The organism is Streptacidiphilus melanogenes (assembly GCF_000787835.1).
GTDB lineage: Bacteria > Actinomycetota > Actinomycetes > Streptomycetales > Streptomycetaceae > Streptacidiphilus > Streptacidiphilus melanogenes.
This window is the reverse complement of record NZ_BBPP01000036.1, coordinates 24,897-41,191: the sequence shown is the minus strand read 5'-3', so window position 1 is coordinate 41,191 and position 16,295 is coordinate 24,897. Positions and strand designations below refer to the sequence as shown.

Sequence of the window (16,295 nt, the reverse complement as noted above, 5' to 3'; positions counted from 1 at the left end):
GCCTACTCCGGCTGCCCGTCGGGCTGCGCCAGCCAGGCGTCGATGCCCGACAGCAGCCGGGCCCGGACCGGCTCGGGGGCCAGCGAGCCGCGCACGCCCTGGCGGGCCAGCTCGGCCAACTCCTCGTCCGTGAAACCGTGGTGCTGCCGCGCCGACTCGTACTGCGCGGCGAGGCGCGAGCCGAACAGCAACGGGTCGTCCGCGCCCAGTGCGAGCGGCACGCCCGCCTCGAAGAGCTTCCGCAGCGGCACGTCCTCGGGGCGCTCGTAGACGCCGAGGGCGACGTTGGACGCCGGGCACACCTCGCAGGTGACCTGCTCCTGTGCCAGCCTTCGCATCAACTCCGGGTTCTCGGCGGCCCGTACGCCGTGCCCGATGCGGCGGGCGCCCAGGTCGTCGAGGCAGGACCGGACACTCGACGGACCCGCGAGCTCGCCCCCGTGCGGCGCGGCCAGCAGCCCGGCCTCGGTGGCGATCCGGAACGCGCGGTCGAAGTCCCGTGCCAGGCCCCGGCGTTCGTCGTTCGACAGGCCGAACCCGACGACCCCCTGGTCCGCGTAGCGCACCGCGAGGCGGGCCAGCGTGCGGGCGTCGAGGGGGTGCTTCATCCGGTTCGCGGCCACCAGAACCCGGATGCCCACGCCGGTGCGGCGCGAGGCGTCGTTCACGGCGTCCAGGACCAGCTCCAGCGCGGGGATCAGGCCGCCGAGACGCGGCGCGTAGGAGGTGGGGTCGACCTGGATCTCCAGCCACCCGGAGCCGTCGGCCCGTTCGTCCTCGGCGGCCTCGAGGACCAGCCGCCGGATGTCGTCCTCGTCCTGCAGGCAGTTCCGCGCGGCGTCGTACAGGCGCTGGAACCGGAACCAGCCGCGTTCGTCGGTGGCCCGCAGCTTGGGCGGCTCGGAGCTGACCAGCGCCTCCGGGAGCCGGATGCCGTGCTTGTCGGCGAGCTCCAGCAGCGTCGTGGGACGCATGGAGCCGGTGAAGTGCAGGTGCAGGTGGGCCTTCGGCAGCAGCCGGACATCACGGGGCGCGGAAGGCAGCGTCGACGGACGGGACGGGGCTAGTACCTGTTCCATCCACAGATCCTACCGGGGCGCCGAGGGGCGCGAGGAGGCTCCTCGCGCCCCTCGACAGGGCTACTGCGCCTCGCTCAAGAGCTTCTGGATCCGGCTGACGCCCTCGACCAGGTCCTCGTCGCCCAGCGCGTAGCTGAGCCGCAGGTAGCCGGGGGTGCCGAAGGCCTCGCCCGGGACCACGGCGACCTCGGCCTCGTCCAGGATCAGCGAGGCCAGCTCCGCCGAGGTGGCGGGGCGCCGGCCCCGGATCTCCTTGCCCAGCAGCGCCTTGACCGACGGGTAGGCGTAGAACGCGCCCTCGGGCTCGGGGCAGAGCACGCCGGGGATCTCGTTCAGCATCGAGACGATGGTGCGCCGGCGCCGGTCGAAGGCGACCTTCATCTCGTCGACCGCCGCCAGGTCCCCGGCGACGGCCGCCAGCGCCGCACGCTGGGCGACGTTGCTGACGTTGGAGGTGGCGTGCGACTGCAGGTTGGTCGCGGCCTTGACGACGTCCTGCGGGCCGATGACCCACCCCACGCGCCAGCCCGTCATCGCGTAGGTCTTGGCGACGCCGTTGACCACGATGCACTTGTCGGCCAGCTCCGGCACCGCGACCGGCAGGGAGACGAACTCGGCGTCCCCGTACACCAGGTGCTCGTAGATCTCGTCGGTCAGCACCCACAGGCCGTGCTCGGCGGCCCAGCGGCCGACCGCCTCGACCTCCGCGCGAGTGTAGACCGCGCCCGTCGGGTTGGAGGGGGAGACGAAGAGCAGCACCTTGGTGTTCTCGGTGCGCGCGGCCTCCAGCTGCTCGACGGAGACCTTGTAGCCGGTGGTCTCGTCGGCCACGACCTCGACCGCCACGCCGCCCGCGAGTTGGATCGACTCGGGGTAGGTGGTCCAGTACGGCGCGGGGACGATCACCTCGTCGCCCGGGTCCAGGATCGCGGCGAAGGCCTCGTAGATGGCCTGCTTGCCGCCGTTGGTGACGAGCACCTGGGAGGCGTCCACGGCCCATCCGGAGTCGCGCAGCGTCTTGGCGGCGATGGCGGCCTTGAGCTCGGGCAGGCCGCCGGCGGGGGTGTAGCGGTGGTTCTTCGGGTCGCGGCAGGCGGCCACGGCCTCCTCGACGATGTAGTCCGGCGTCGGGAAGTCCGGCTCGCCCGCGCCGAAGCCGATCACCGGACGCCCGGCGGCCTTCAGGGCCTTGGCCTTGGCGTCGACGGCCAGCGTCGCGGACTCCGCGATGGCGCCGACGCGGGCCGAGACCCGGCGGTCGGCAGGACGGATGGATGCGTCTGGAGTGGGGGAGGCAGCGCTCATGTCGGCATGCTCGCAGAAGCCTCACGGCCCGGTCGCGGCATTCCGGAATGCGACCCGAACGGGTCCGAGCCGCGGTCCTCGCGGTGAACCCATTCGACGTGCCGGCCTTCCACCCCCTACACTCAACCCTCGTTGGAAGCCCTTCCGACGGCACGCCAGGCCGCAGACATCTGCGGGGGCCGCGATGCTGTAGGTTGGGACTGCGAGTCCGCACCACGGGCTCAAAGGGCTATAGCTCAATTGGTAGAGCACCGGTCTCCAAAACCGGCGGTTGGGGGTTCAAGTCCCTCTGGCCCTGCTGTTCCGCTCTGTCGGAAACCTCGGACAGGCGGTACCGTCAGCAGTGCAATCAGGGGCCTCGTGACACGCGGGAGCCCCTACAGGTACCCGGATATCAGGTGAGGGACAAGTGACGGAGACCGTGGGCTCCACCGCCACACCTGAGAGCGGCAACTCCGCCAGTGGCGAGGACCTCTCCCGCCGCGACAGGAAGCGTGCCCGTCGGGCTGCCGACCCGGAGAGCAAGGGCGGTCGCAAGCGCGACAAGGGCCCGAACATCTTCCAGCGCACCGCGCTCTTCTACCGTCAGATCATCACCGAGCTGCGCAAGGTCGTCTGGCCGTCCCGCTCGGACCTGACCTCCTACACGACGGTCGTCATCGTCTTCGTGCTGGTGATCATGGCGATCGTCTACGGTCTCGACACCGGCTTCGTGAAACTCGCGCAGCTCGTCTTCGGCTGATCCTTCTCTTGAGCGGTTCGTCCCGTTGTCCGGGCGCTCCGCTACGGTTGCTTCGGTATCGTTGAATCCACCGATCGCAACAAGCAGGAAGAAGCAGCCAACGTGTCTGAGTCCCACTTCGAGGAGATCGTCGACAGCGGCGCGGACGTCGACGAGGTCGAGGCTGCCGAGGAAACGGCCGGCCGCTCCGCGGAGGAAGAGGCCGTGACCGTGGTCAGCGCCGACGAGTCCGAGGCGACGGAGGCCTTCGAGGAGTCCGACTCCGCCGTCACCGAGGACGACGGTGTGGAGATCGACCCCGTGGCCGCCTTCCGCGAGGAGCTTCGCACCGCCCCGGGCGAGTGGTACGTCATCCACACCTACGCGGGCTATGAGAACCGTGTGAAGGCGAACCTGGAGCAGCGCGCCGTCTCGCTGAACGTCGAGGACTACATCTACCAGGCCGAGGTGCCGCAGGAAGAGGTCGTCCAGATCAAGAACGGCGACCGGAAGACCATCCGCCAGAACAAGCTCCCCGGCTACGTCCTGGTGCGCATGGACCTCACCAACGAGTCCTGGGGCGTGGTCCGCAACACCCCCGGTGTCACCGGCTTCGTCGGCAACGCCTACGACCCGTACCCGCTGACGCTGGACGAGGTCGTCAAGATGCTGGCCCCGGACGTCGAGCGCGCCGCCGCCAAGGAGGCCGGCAAGCCGAGCCCGGTCCGTCCCGCCGAGGTCCAGGTCCTGGACTTCGAGGTCGGCGACTCGGTCACCGTCACCGACGGCCCCTTCGCCACGCTGCAGGCCACCATCAACGAGATCAACCCGGACTCGAAGAAGGTCAAGGGCCTGGTCGAGATCTTCGGCCGGGAGACCCCGGTCGAGCTCTCCTTCGACCAGATCGCCAAGAACGACTGATCGCCTCTCGGCCGCTTCGGCCGGCAGCCGCGGACCCCGCGCCCATCATGGGTGCGGGGTCCCGTCGTTGAGGGGGAGCAGGGCGAGGGGTCGGTCCGAGCCTGCGGCAGCTCCTTGGCGGCGGCCACGGCCCGGATCTGACGCCGGAGGACTTCCGCGTCCGGGCCCGGCCCAGGAGGTGGTCCGGCCGCTCGGCAGGTAAGCGATTTCGGGGGCGTGGGGGTCTCGGGCTATTCTGGTTCGATGTGTGTGCGCTGTCGGCCGTGTGCCCGGCGCCGCACGATCATCCAAGGCCCCGCCGTCGCGCTCGCGCGCGCCGGTCGGGAACACCTCTCGTAAGGACCCGGAGAGAGCATGCCTCCCAAGAAGAAGAAGGTCACGGGGCTTATCAAGCTCCAGATCAACGCTGGTGCGGCCAACCCCGCGCCGCCCGTCGGCCCGGCCCTGGGTCAGCACGGCGTCAACATCATGGAGTTCTGCAAGGCCTACAACGCGGCCACCGAGTCGCAGCGTGGCATGGTGATCCCGGTGGAGATCACGGTCTACGAGGACCGCTCCTTCACCTTCATCACCAAGACTCCGCCGGCCGCCAAGCTGATCCTCAAGGCCGCGGGCGTGGAGAAGGGCTCCGGCGAGCCGCACAAGACCAAGGTCGCCAAGATCACGGCTGCCCAGGTCCGCGAGATCGCCACCACCAAGATGCCCGACCTGAACGCGAACGACATCGAGATGGCCGAGCGCATCATCGCCGGTACCGCTCGTTCGATGGGCATCACCGTCGAGGGCTGAGGCCTCCGACCGCTCCGTCAGGAGCAGAGCTTTTCCCGTGGTAGGGCCGGGCGCGGCCCGTCGCAACCACGACTCCACGCCAAAGAAATCCAGTAGGAGCAGCAGTGAAGCGCAGCAAGGCTCTGACTGCCGCGGCCGCCAAGGTCGACCGCGAGCGTCTGTACGCCCCCCTCGAGGCCATCCGCCTCGCCAAGGAGACCTCCACCACCAAGTTCGACGCGACCGTCGAGGTTGCCATGCGCCTGGGTGTCGACCCGCGCAAGGCCGACCAGATGGTCCGCAGCACCGTGAACCTCCCGCACGGCACCGGCAAGACCGCCCGGGTCCTGGTCTTCGCGACCGGTGACCGTGCCGCGGCCGCGGAGGCTGCGGGCGCCGACATCGTCGGCGCCGACGAGCTGATCGACGAGGTCGCCAAGGGTCGCCTGGACTTCGACGCCGTCGTCGCCACCCCGGACCTCATGGGCAAGGTCGGCCGCCTCGGCCGCGTGCTCGGTCCCCGTGGTCTGATGCCGAACCCGAAGACCGGCACCGTCACCGTCGACGTGGCGAAGGCCGTCACCGAGATCAAGGGCGGCAAGATCGAGTTCCGCGTCGACAAGCACTCGAACCTGCACCTGATCATCGGCAAGACCTCGTTCGACACCGAGAAGCTGGTCGAGAACTACGCCGCGGCGCTCGAGGAGGTCCTCCGGGCCAAGCCGTCCGCCGCCAAGGGCCGCTACATCAAGAAGGTCGCCGTGAGCACCACGATGGGCCCGGGCATCCAGGTGGACCCGAACCGCACCCGCAACCTCCTCGTCGAGGAGGACCCCGCGGCGGTCTGACGACCGAGCGAGGGACGAGCGAGGGCGGCATGCGCCGCCAACAGCTCAGCTGCGGTCTGATCCCACCGGATCGCCGTAGGACCGTAGGTCTGTAACGGGCCGGTACCAAGCCTCTTCGAGGCCTGGTACCGGCCCGTTCGCCGTCGTACGACGGGTGTAGCGTCGTTGTTCGCACGCTTCGCGAACAGGGGGATTCCCATGCGTCACACCCGTACTCTCGCCGCCGCAGCCACCGTGGCCCTCGCCGTCGTCGGCCTGTCGGCCTGTGGAGGCGGCAAGCAGGCCTCCGCGTCCGGCCCGGCGAGCACGGCATCCGTCCCGATGGCCAGCGTGGCCGACGCGATGTCGGCGGCCTCCAAGGCCACGCAGCAGTACACGTCGGTCTCCATGACGATGAAGGAGCAGGTCACCGCCCAGGGCAAGCAGGTCGACATCTCCGGGAACGGCAAGGTCTCCTGGAAGCCGTTGGGTCTCGACATGACCATGAACAGCCCGGACATGGCCGCCAGCCTGGGCGGCAGCACCGCGATGCACATGATGATGTCCGGCACGACCATGTACATCGGCTTCACCGGCAACGCGCCCGCCGACATGAAGGGCAAGCACTGGATGAAGATGGACCTGTCCAAGAACGCGGCCCTGGCCTCCTCGCTGAACCAGAGCAACGGGCAGGACCCGTCCACCCAGGTCAAGCTGTTCACCTCGTCCGGCGACATCAAGCGCGTCGGCACCGAGACGATCAACGGCGTCTCCACCACCCACTACTCGGGCACGGTGGACTTCGCCAAGCTCGCGGCCCAGCAGGACCCGCAGCTGAAGTCCCTGATCCAGCAGGACAGCAAGCTGGGCGTCAGCACCATGAACGTGGACCTGTGGGTCAACGGCCAGAACCTGCCGGTCCGTATGCACGAGGCCACGCCCGCCTCCTCGTCCGTGCCGATGGACGTGACGATCGACTACACCGACTACGGCACCACGCCGGTCACTGTCACGCCGCCGGCGGCGAGCGACACCCTGGACATGTCCTCGCTGCTGCCGACGGGCTGACGGCCCGACGACCGCCCGCCCGCGAGGGCGATTTGCCCCTGGGACGGTCGTTCCCGTACTCTCGAGACAAGCCACAGACCGCTGGTTGTTCCCGTATGCCCCTGGGCGGGCGGGAGCCGAAGGATCCGCACAGCGAAAGCTGCGGGTGACCCGCGCAGGTTGATTCGAGGACTTCTGTCCCATCGCTCCGCCGTGCAAGTCCGGACGGCGTCGAGCGAAGGTTGAGAGCCCCGTGCGCCTGCGCCGGGGCTCTTCGTAGTTCTACCGAAGCTTCCTTCCCACGGTCGGGCCCAGCAGGTCGACTCATTGGTCGGCCCCGCATCGACATCACGGAAGGAGGCGTAAGCCTATGGCAAGGCCCGACAAGGCTGCCGCCGTTGCCGAGATCACGGACAAGTTCCGCGTCTCGAACGCGGCCGTGCTGACCGAGTACCGCGGTCTGACCGTGGCGCAGCTGAAGACGCTGCGTCGCTCGCTCGGCGGGAACGCCGAGTACGCCGTGGTGAAGAACACGCTGACCAAGATCGCTGCCAACGAGGCCGGGATCACGACGCTGGACGACCAGTTCACTGGTCCGACGGCGGTCGCCTTCGTCACCGGTGACCCGGTGGAGTCGGCCAAGGCTCTGCGTGACTTCGCCAAGGAGAACCCGGCTCTCGTCATCAAGGGCGGTGTGCTTGACGGCAAGCCGCTGACCGGTGACGAGATCAAGAAGCTCGCGGACCTCGAGTCCCGCGAGGTGCTGCTCTCCAAGCTCGCCGGCGCCATGAAGGCGAAGCAGTCCCAGGCTGCCGCGCTCTTCCAGGCTCTGCCGTCGAAGATGGTTCGCACCATCGAGGCGCTGCGCGCCAAGGTGGAGGAGCAGGGCGGTGCCGGTACGCCGGCCCCCGCCGTCGAGGACGAGGCTCCCGCCGCGGAGTAATCCGTTCTCGCAGCGGGCCGTGCACGCCCGCCGTTCATTACATCCGGCACCAGCCGACTTAGTGGAAGGACGCCAATCATGGCGAAGCTCAGCCAGGACGACCTGCTCGCGCAGTTCGAGGAGATGACCCTCATCGAGCTCTCCGAGTTCGTGAAGGCCTTCGAGGAGAAGTTCGACGTCACCGCCGCCGCCCCGGTCGCGGTTGCCGCCGGCGTTCCGGGTGCCCCGGTTGCCGAGGCCGCTGAGGAGAAGGACGAGTTCGACGTCATCCTCACCGGTGCCGGCGACAAGAAGATCCAGGTCATCAAGGTCGTGCGTGAGCTGACCTCCCTGGGCCTGAAGGAGGCCAAGGACCTCGTCGACGGTGCGCCGAAGCCGCTGCTCGAGAAGGTCAACAAGGAGGCCGCTGACAAGGCCGCCGAGGCGCTCAAGGCCGCCGGCGCGTCGGTCGAGGTCAAGTAAGACCTTTCGCGGCCCGGTCCCTTGGGGGATCGGAGCGCGAGCGCTCTGCCGAACCGGGGCGATCACTCTTTTGAGTGATCGCCCCGGTTTGTTTATGTCCGGAACGGTCCGTTTCAGGCCATCTGGTCTAGCGTGGGTGCTCCGCTGTCAGCGGGCGGGAGTATGGTGATCGTCGTCGTCGCTCAGCAGGGGTGATGTCGGTCCGTAACCGAGGTGAGAGCCCCGGTGCCCTTGACGAACGGCCAGCAGCGCGCAATTCTCAGGACGCGAGGTCTTGAGCGAAGGCACCAGAGAAGGCATGGATTCGCCGTCCGATGGGAAGCATTCCCCCGGCGACGAAGTGACCGCCTGAGGACGTCCCCGGGAGGGGGCGTCCCGCGAGGTAGGGAGTTCTGAGATTCGGTCTCCGAATCCGGACTGGACAGCAGTGCAGCCTATGGCTACACTGTCCCTTTGCGCTGCCTTTTAGCTGCTCCGTGACTCGTCGCCCGGAGTCTGCGCTGCCCCGACCAGGGGTGGCACCCCGCCCGCGCACCGCCTCTGAACAGGGAAGATCCCCTGTCTGAGGGTCCGGTGCGAGAGCGCGGATGCTACCCGTGAGACGGGCGGGCCCGGTACGCGCGTAGTGAGTCCGAGCCCTCGGAAGGACCCCCTCTTGGCCGCCTCGCGCAACGCCTCGAACACCTCCGCATCCACCGCCCCGCTCCGCATTTCCTTCGCGAAGATCAAGGAGCCTCTTGAGGTCCCGAACCTCTTGGCGCTCCAGACCGAGAGCTTTGACTGGCTCCTCGGCAACGCCGCATGGAAGGCGCGGGTCGACGCCGCCCTCGATGAGGGCTTCGACGTCCCCACCAAGTCCGGTCTGGAGGAGATCTTCGAGGAGATCTCTCCGATCGAGGACTTCTCCGGGTCGATGTCGCTGACCTTCCGCGACCACCGTTTCGAGCCTCCGAAGAACTCGATCGACGAGTGCAAGGACCGCGACTTCACCTACGCGGCCCCGCTCTTCGTCACCGCCGAGTTCACCAACAACGAGACTGGTGAGATCAAGTCCCAGACGGTCTTCATGGGCGACTTCCCCCTGATGACCAACAAGGGCACCTTCGTCATCAACGGCACCGAGCGTGTCGTCGTGTCCCAGCTGGTCCGTTCCCCGGGCGTCTACTTCGACACCACCCTGGACAAGACCTCTGACAAGGACATCTACTCCGCCAAGGTCATCCCGTCCCGCGGTGCCTGGCTGGAGCTGGAGATCGACAAGCGCGACATGGTCGGTGTCCGCATCGACCGCAAGCGCAAGCAGTCGGTCACGGTGCTGCTCAAGGCCCTCGGCTGGACCTCCGAGCAGATCCTGGAGGAGTTCGGCCAGTACGAGTCGATGCGCGCCACCCTGGAGAAGGACCACACCCAGGGCCAGGACGACGCACTGCTCGACATCTACCGCAAGCTGCGTCCGGGCGAGCCGCCGACGCGCGAGGCCGCGCAGACGCTTCTGGAGAACCTCTACTTCAACCCGAAGCGCTACGACCTCGCCAAGGTCGGCCGGTACAAGATCAACAAGAAGCTGGGCGTCGCCCAGGGCATCGACTCCGGTGTGCTGACCGTCGACGACATCATCGCGACGATCAAGTACCTGGTGCAGCTGCACGCGGGCGAGACCGAGACGGTCGCGCCGAACGGCTCGACGCTCGTCATCGAGGATGACGACATCGACCACTTCGGCAACCGTCGTCTGCGCAACGTCGGCGAGCTGATCCAGAACCAGGTCCGTACGGGTCTCGCCCGTATGGAGCGCGTCGTGCGCGAGCGCATGACCACCCAGGACGTCGAGGCGATCACGCCGCAGACCCTGATCAACATCCGGCCGGTCGTCGCCTCCATCAAGGAGTTCTTCGGCACCAGCCAGCTGTCCCAGTTCATGGACCAGACGAACCCGCTGTCGGGGCTGACCCACAAGCGTCGTCTGTCCGCGCTGGGCCCCGGTGGTCTGTCCCGTGAGCGCGCCGGCTTCGAGGTCCGTGACGTGCACCCGTCCCACTACGGACGCATGTGCCCGATCGAGACCCCGGAAGGCCCGAACATCGGTCTGATCGGTTCGCTCGCCTCCTACGGCCGGGTCAACGCCTTCGGCTTCGTGGAGACGCCGTACCGCCGCGTCGTCGAGGGTGTCGTCACCGACGACCTCGACTACCTGACGGCCGACGAGGAGGACCGCTACGTCATCGCGCAGGCCAACGCCCCGCTGACGGACGAGAACACCTTCGCCGAGGCCCGTGTGCTGGTCCGCCGCCGTGGCGGCGAGATCGACTACATCCCCGGTGTCGAGATCGACTACATGGACGTCTCGCCGCGCCAGATGGTGTCGGTCGCGACCGCCATGATCCCGTTCCTCGAGCACGACGACGCCAACCGCGCGCTCATGGGCTCGAACATGATGCGCCAGGCCGTCCCGCTGCTGAAGAGCGAGTCCCCGCTCGTCGGCACCGGCATGGAGTACCGCGCCGCCGTCGACGCCGCGGACGTCATCACCGCCGAGAAGGACGGTGTGGTCCAGGAGGTCTCCGCGGACTACGTCACCGTCGCCAACGACGACGGCACCTACACCACCTACCGGGTGGCCAAGTTCACGCGCTCCAACCAGGGCACGGCCTTCAACCAGAAGGTCATCGTGGACGAGGGCGCCCGCGTGATCGCCGGCCAGGTCCTGGCCGACGGCCCGTGCACCGACGAGGGCGAGATGGCCCTCGGCAAGAACCTGCTCGTGGCGTTCATGCCGTGGGAGGGTCACAACTACGAGGACGCGATCATCCTGTCGCAGCGCCTCGTGCAGGACGACGTCCTCTCCTCGATCCACATCGAGGAGCACGAGGTCGACGCCCGTGACACCAAGCTCGGCCCCGAGGAGATCACCCGGGACATCCCGAACGTCTCCGAGGAGGTCCTGGCGGACCTGGACGAGCGCGGCATCATCCGCATCGGCGCCGATGTCACCACCGGTGACATCCTGGTCGGCAAGGTCACCCCGAAGGGTGAGACCGAGCTGACCCCGGAGGAGCGCCTGCTGCGCGCCATCTTCGGTGAGAAGGCCCGTGAGGTCCGTGACACCTCGCTGAAGGTCCCGCACGGTGAGTCCGGCAAGGTCATCGGCGTGCGCGTCTTCGACCGCGAGGAGGGCGACGAGCTGCCCCCGGGCGTGAACCAGCTCGTCCGCGTCTACGTGGCGCAGAAGCGCAAGATCACCAACGGTGACAAGCTCGCCGGCCGTCACGGCAACAAGGGTGTCATCTCCAAGATCCTGCCGGTCGAGGACATGCCGTTCCTCGCCGACGGCACCCCGGTCGACATCGTCCTCAACCCGCTCGGTGTCCCGTCCCGAATGAACCCGGGACAGGTCCTGGAGACCCACCTCGGCTGGCTCGCCAAGCAGGGCTGGGACGTCTCCGGCATCGCCGACGAGTGGGCCCGCCGCCTACAGAAGATCGGCGCCGACAAGGCGGAGCCGGGCACCAACCTGGCCACCCCGGTCTTCGACGGTGCGCGCGAGGACGAGATCACCGGTCTGCTGGAGAACACCATCCCGACCCGCGACGGCGACCGCCTGGTCGGCCAGTCCGGCAAGGCCCAGCTGTTCGACGGCCGCTCCGGTGAGCCGTTCCCGATGCCGATCTCGGTCGGCTACATGTACATCCTCAAGCTGCACCACCTGGTCGACGACAAGCTGCACGCCCGTTCGACCGGTCCGTACTCCATGATCACCCAGCAGCCGCTGGGTGGTAAGGCGCAGTTCGGTGGTCAGCGCTTCGGTGAGATGGAGGTGTGGGCCCTGGAGGCGTACGGCGCCGCCTACGCCCTGCAGGAGCTCCTCACCATCAAGTCCGACGACGTGCTCGGCCGCGTGAAGGTCTACGAGGCCATCGTCAAGGGCGAGAACATCCCCGAGCCCGGCATCCCCGAGTCCTTCAAGGTCCTCATCAAGGAGATGCAGTCGCTCTGCCTGAACGTGGAGGTGCTGTCGTCCGACGGTATGTCCATCGAGATGCGTGACTCCGACGAGGACGTGTTCCGCGCCGCGGAGGAGCTCGGTATCGACCTGTCCCGGCGCGAGCCGAGCAGCGTCGAAGAGGTCTGACAGGGGTAGGGCCGGCCTCCATTCCAAGCAAGGCCGGCCCTCCGACCCCCAGGCCCCCTTTCAGACCAGACAGACGTTTTCGACCCCCGCCCCGATTTCTGGGGTGACGAAAGGGATTGACGAGAGTGCTCGACGTCAACTTCTTCGATGAGCTGCGAATCGGCCTGGCCACCGCTGACGACATCCGTCAGTGGTCGCACGGCGAGGTCAAGAAGCCCGAGACCATCAACTACCGCACCCTCAAGCCGGAAAAGGACGGGCTCTTCTGCGAGAAGATCTTCGGCCCCACCCGGGACTGGGAGTGCTACTGCGGTAAGTACAAGCGCGTCCGCTTCAAGGGCATCATCTGTGAGCGCTGCGGCGTCGAGGTGACCCGCGCCAAGGTGCGCCGTGAGCGGATGGGCCACATCGAGCTGGCCGCCCCCGTCACGCACATCTGGTACTTCAAGGGCGTTCCCTCGCGCCTCGGCTACCTCCTGGACCTTGCCCCCAAGGACCTGGAGAAGGTCATCTACTTCGCCGCCTACATGATCACGTGGGTGGACGAGGAGCGCCGCACCCGTGACCTGCCCTCCCTGGAGGCCCAGGTCTCCGTGGAGCGCCAGCAGGTCGAGCAGCGCCGCGACTCCGACCTGGAGAACCGCGCCAAGAAGCTCGAGGCCGACCTCGCCGAGCTGGAGAACGAGGGCGCCAAGGCCGACGTTCGCCGCAAGGTGCGCGAGGGCGCCGAGCGCGAGATGAAGCAGCTGCGCGACCGCGCCCAGCGTGAGCTGGACCGCCTCGACGAGGTGTGGGCCCGCTTCAAGTCCCTCAAGGTCCAGGACCTCGAGGGTGACGAGCTGCTCTACCGCGAGCTGCGCGACCGCTTCGGCACCTACTTCATGGGTTCCATGGGCGCCGCCGCGCTGCAGAAGCGCCTTGAGTCCTTCGACCTGGAGGAGGAGGCCGAGAAGCTCCGCGAGATCATCAAGACGGGCAAGGGTCAGAAGAAGACCCGCGCCCTGAAGCGTCTCAAGGTCGTCTCCGCCTTCCTGCAGACCAACAACAAGCCGGCCGGCATGGTGCTGGACTGCGTCCCGGTCATCCCGCCGGACCTGCGTCCGATGGTGCAGCTGGACGGTGGCCGCTTCGCGACCTCCGACCTGAACGACCTGTACCGCCGCGTGATCAACCGCAACAACCGCCTGAAGCGGCTTCTCGACCTCGGCGCGCCCGAGATCATCGTGAACAACGAGAAGCGCATGCTCCAGGAGGCCGTGGACTCGCTGTTCGACAACGGCCGTCGTGGCCGTCCGGTCACCGGCCCGGGCAACCGCCCGCTGAAGTCCCTGAGCGACATGCTCAAGGGCAAGCAGGGTCGTTTCCGTCAGAACCTGCTCGGCAAGCGCGTCGACTACTCGGCCCGTTCGGTCATCGTCGTCGGCCCGCAGCTCAAGCTGCACCAGTGCGGTCTGCCGAAGGCCATGGCGCTGGAGCTCTTCAAGCCGTTCGTGATGAAGCGCCTGGTCGACCTGAACCACGCGCAGAACATCAAGTCGGCCAAGCGCATGGTCGAGCGTGCCCGCCCGGTCGTGTGGGACGTGCTCGAAGAGGTCATCGCCGAGCACCCGGTTCTGCTGAACCGTGCGCCCACGCTGCACCGCCTCGGCATCCAGGCCTTCGAGCCGCAGCTGGTCGAGGGCAAGGCCATCCAGATCCACCCGCTCGTCTGCACCGCGTTCAACGCGGACTTCGACGGTGACCAGATGGCCGTCCACCTGCCGCTCTCCGCGGAGGCGCAGGCCGAGGCCCGCATCCTGATGCTGTCCTCGAACAACATCCTCAAGCCCGCCGACGGTCGTCCGGTGACCATGCCGACCCAGGACATGGTGCTCGGTCTGTTCTTCCTGACCTCCGAGCGCGACCTGGACACGCTCCGTGGCGTGGGCCGCGCCTTCGGCGCGACCTCGGAGGCCGTCATGGCCTTCGACGCCAAGGAGCTGGACCTGCAGGCCCCGATCGACCTGCGTCTGCCGGCCGGCACGGTTCCGCCGCGCGGCTGGACGGCTCCGGTCGACGAGGACGGCAAGCCGACCTGGTCGGAGGGTGAGCCGCTGCGTCTGCGGACGACCCTGGGCCGCGCGCTCTTCAACGAGCTGCTGCCCGAGGACTACCCGTTCGTCGACTACGAGGTCGGCAAGAAGCAGCTCTCGGCGATCGTCAACGACCTGGCCGAGCGCTACCCCAAGGTCACCGTCGCGGCGACCCTGGACAACCTCAAGGCCGCCGGTTTCCACTGGGCCACCCGCTCCGGTGTCACCGTCTCGATCTCGGACGTCGTCGTTCCGCCGACCAAGCCGCAGATCCTGGAGGGCTACGAGGCCCAGGCCGAGAAGGTCCAGAAGCAGTACGAGCGCGGTCTGATCACCCGTGACGAGCGCCAGCAGGAGCTCGTCGCGATCTGGACCAAGGCGACCAACGAGGTCGCCGAGGCGATGAACGCGAACTTCCCGAAGACGAACCCCATCTTCATGATGGTCGACTCGGGTGCTCGTGGAAACATGATGCAGATGCGTCAGATCGCCGGTATGCGTGGTCTGGTGTCGAACGCCAAGAACGAGACGATCGCCCGTCCCATCAAGGCGTCGTTCCGTGAGGGTCTGTCCGTGCTGGAGTACTTCATCTCCACCCACGGTGCCCGTAAGGGTCTCGCCGACACCGCCCTGCGTACCGCCGACTCCGGCTACCTGACTCGTCGTCTGGTCGACGTCTCCCAGGACGTCATCATCCGCGAGGAGGACTGCCAGACGGAGCGCGGTCTCAAGCTGCCGATCGCCAACGTGGCCGCCGACGGCTCGCTGCGCAAGGTCGACAACGTCGAGACCTCGGTCTACGCCCGCACGCTGTCCGAGGACGTCGTGGTCGACGGCCAGGTCATCGCCCCCGCGGGCGTGGACCTGGGCGACGTCATGATCGACGAGCTGGTCCGCCACGGCATCTCCGAGGTCAAGATCCGCTCGATCCTGACCTGTGAGTCCGCCGTCGGCACCTGCGCCATGTGCTACGGCCGCTCGCTGGCCACCGGCAAGCTGGTCGACATCGGTGAGGCGGTCGGCATCATCGCCGCCCAGTCCATCGGTGAGCCCGGTACCCAGCTGACGATGCGTACCTTCCACACCGGCGGTGTGGCCGGTGACGACATCACCCAGGGTCTGCCGCGTGTCGTCGAGCTCTTCGAGGCCCGTAACCCGCGTGGTGTGGCCCCGATCGCGGAGGCGGCCGGCCGCATCCGCATCGAGGACACCGAGAAGACCCGCAAGCTGGTCATCACGCCGGACGACGGCAGCGACGAGATCGCCTACCCGGTCTCCAAGCGCGTCAAGCTGCTGGTCGAGGAGGGCTCCTGGATCGGCGTCGGCGAGAAGCTGACCGCCGGTACCGTGAACCCGCACGACGTGCTGCGCATCATGGGCCAGCGCGCGGTGCAGGTGCACCTGGTGGAGGAAGTCCAGAAGGTCTACAACTCCCAGGGTGTGTCGATCCACGACAAGCACATCGAGATCATCATCCGGCAGATGCTCCGCCGCGTGACGATCATCGAGTCGGGCGACGCCGAGCTGCTCCCGGGCGAGCTCGTCGAGCGCGGCCGCTTCGAGGTCGAGAACCGTCGTGTGGTCTCCGAGGGCGGTCACCCCGCCTCCGGCCGTCCGCAGCTGATGGGTATCACCAAGGCCTCGCTGGCCACCGAGTCCTGGCTGTCGGCCGCCTCCTTCCAGGAGACGACCAGGGTCCTGACGGACGCGGCGATCCACGCCAAGTCCGACCCGCTGCTGGGCCTCAAGGAGAACGTCATCCTCGGTAAGCTCATCCCGGCCGGTACGGGCCTGCCCCGCTACCGCAACATCCGGGTGGAGCCCACGGAGGAGGCGAAGGCCGCGATGTACTCCGCCGTCGGCTACGACGACATGGACTACTCGCCCTTCGGCGCAGGCTCCGGCCAGGCCGTCCCGCTGGACGACTACGACTACGGCCCGTACACGGGCTGACAGCCGCAGACGAAGAGGCCCGGCTCCCCGAAAGGGGAGCCGGGCCTCCGGCGTTCAGTTGCACCTTC

The 16,295-nt window shown here is 67.9% G+C and carries 11 protein-coding genes and 1 tRNA gene; 10 read left to right on the top strand and 2 right to left on the bottom strand.

The window, feature by feature from the left end; all coding sequences use genetic code 11:
* Positions 1-2 precede the first annotated feature (2 nt).
* Complete coding sequence (locus TR49_RS29540) at positions 3-1,079, bottom strand: adenosine deaminase (RefSeq protein WP_042387032.1); 1,077 nt, start codon at positions 1,077-1,079, stop codon at positions 3-5.
* 60 nt (positions 1,080-1,139) lie between these two features.
* Positions 1,140-2,384: a pyridoxal phosphate-dependent aminotransferase gene (locus tag TR49_RS29535; RefSeq protein WP_042387030.1), complete on the bottom strand. Its 1,245-nt coding sequence runs from the start codon at positions 2,382-2,384 to the stop codon at positions 1,140-1,142.
* Between the two features lie 225 nt (positions 2,385-2,609).
* On the opposite strand from TR49_RS29535, the gene TR49_RS29530 reads away from it, so the two are divergent.
* From TR49_RS29530 to TR49_RS29485, 10 genes are all read left to right on the top strand, one after another.
* Positions 2,610-2,682: transfer RNA gene (locus TR49_RS29530), tRNA-Trp, on the top strand.
* Between the two features lie 111 nt (positions 2,683-2,793).
* Complete coding sequence (gene secE / locus TR49_RS29525) at positions 2,794-3,126, top strand: preprotein translocase subunit SecE (protein ID WP_042387028.1); 333 nt, start codon at positions 2,794-2,796, stop codon at positions 3,124-3,126.
* A gap of 102 nt (positions 3,127-3,228) precedes the next feature.
* Complete coding sequence (nusG, locus tag TR49_RS29520; protein ID WP_236653579.1) at positions 3,229-4,026, top strand: transcription termination/antitermination protein NusG; 798 nt, start codon at positions 3,229-3,231, stop codon at positions 4,024-4,026.
* 354 nt (positions 4,027-4,380) lie between these two features.
* Complete coding sequence (gene rplK / locus TR49_RS29515; RefSeq protein WP_042387025.1) at positions 4,381-4,815, top strand: 50S ribosomal protein L11; 435 nt, start codon at positions 4,381-4,383, stop codon at positions 4,813-4,815.
* Between the two features lie 104 nt (positions 4,816-4,919).
* Entirely contained in the window at positions 4,920-5,642 is a 723-nt protein-coding gene (gene rplA, locus TR49_RS29510; RefSeq protein WP_042367724.1) for a 50S ribosomal protein L1, read from the top strand.
* 198 nt (positions 5,643-5,840) lie between these two features.
* On the top strand, positions 5,841-6,689 hold the full coding sequence (locus tag TR49_RS29505; protein WP_042387023.1) for an SCO4651 family lipoprotein: 849 nt from the start codon (positions 5,841-5,843) through the stop codon (positions 6,687-6,689).
* 349 nt (positions 6,690-7,038) lie between these two features.
* On the top strand, positions 7,039-7,611 hold the full coding sequence (gene rplJ, locus TR49_RS29500) for a 50S ribosomal protein L10 (RefSeq protein ID WP_042387021.1): 573 nt from the start codon (positions 7,039-7,041) through the stop codon (positions 7,609-7,611).
* A gap of 78 nt (positions 7,612-7,689) precedes the next feature.
* Positions 7,690-8,073 (top strand): 50S ribosomal protein L7/L12, encoded by a 384-nt coding sequence (gene rplL, locus TR49_RS29495; RefSeq protein ID WP_042387019.1) that lies wholly within the window; start codon positions 7,690-7,692, stop codon positions 8,071-8,073.
* A gap of 655 nt (positions 8,074-8,728) precedes the next feature.
* The gene (gene rpoB, locus TR49_RS29490; protein ID WP_042387017.1) at positions 8,729-12,202 is read left to right on the top strand and encodes a DNA-directed RNA polymerase subunit beta; all 3,474 of its coding nucleotides are present in this window, start codon (positions 8,729-8,731) and stop codon (positions 12,200-12,202) included.
* A gap of 125 nt (positions 12,203-12,327) precedes the next feature.
* Positions 12,328-16,227 carry a DNA-directed RNA polymerase subunit beta' gene (locus TR49_RS29485; RefSeq protein ID WP_042387015.1) on the top strand — a complete coding sequence of 1,300 codons (3,900 nt, stop codon included), beginning with the start codon at positions 12,328-12,330 and terminating at the stop codon, positions 16,225-16,227.
* Positions 16,228-16,295: the final 68 nt, after the last annotated feature.

Coding starts and splice junctions, on each gene's coding strand:
- TR49_RS29540 (WP_042387032.1), bottom strand. CDS start 1,079: ATGGAACAGGTACTAGCCCCGTCCCGTCCGTCGACGCTGCCTTCCGCG.
- TR49_RS29535 (WP_042387030.1), bottom strand. CDS start 2,384: ATGAGCGCTGCCTCCCCCACTCCAGACGCATCCATCCGTCCTGCCGAC.
- rplK (WP_042387025.1), top strand. CDS start 4,381: ATGCCTCCCAAGAAGAAGAAGGTCACGGGGCTTATCAAGCTCCAGATC.
- TR49_RS29505 (WP_042387023.1), top strand. CDS start 5,841: ATGCGTCACACCCGTACTCTCGCCGCCGCAGCCACCGTGGCCCTCGCC.
- rplJ (WP_042387021.1), top strand. CDS start 7,039: ATGGCAAGGCCCGACAAGGCTGCCGCCGTTGCCGAGATCACGGACAAG.
- rplL (WP_042387019.1), top strand. CDS start 7,690: ATGGCGAAGCTCAGCCAGGACGACCTGCTCGCGCAGTTCGAGGAGATG.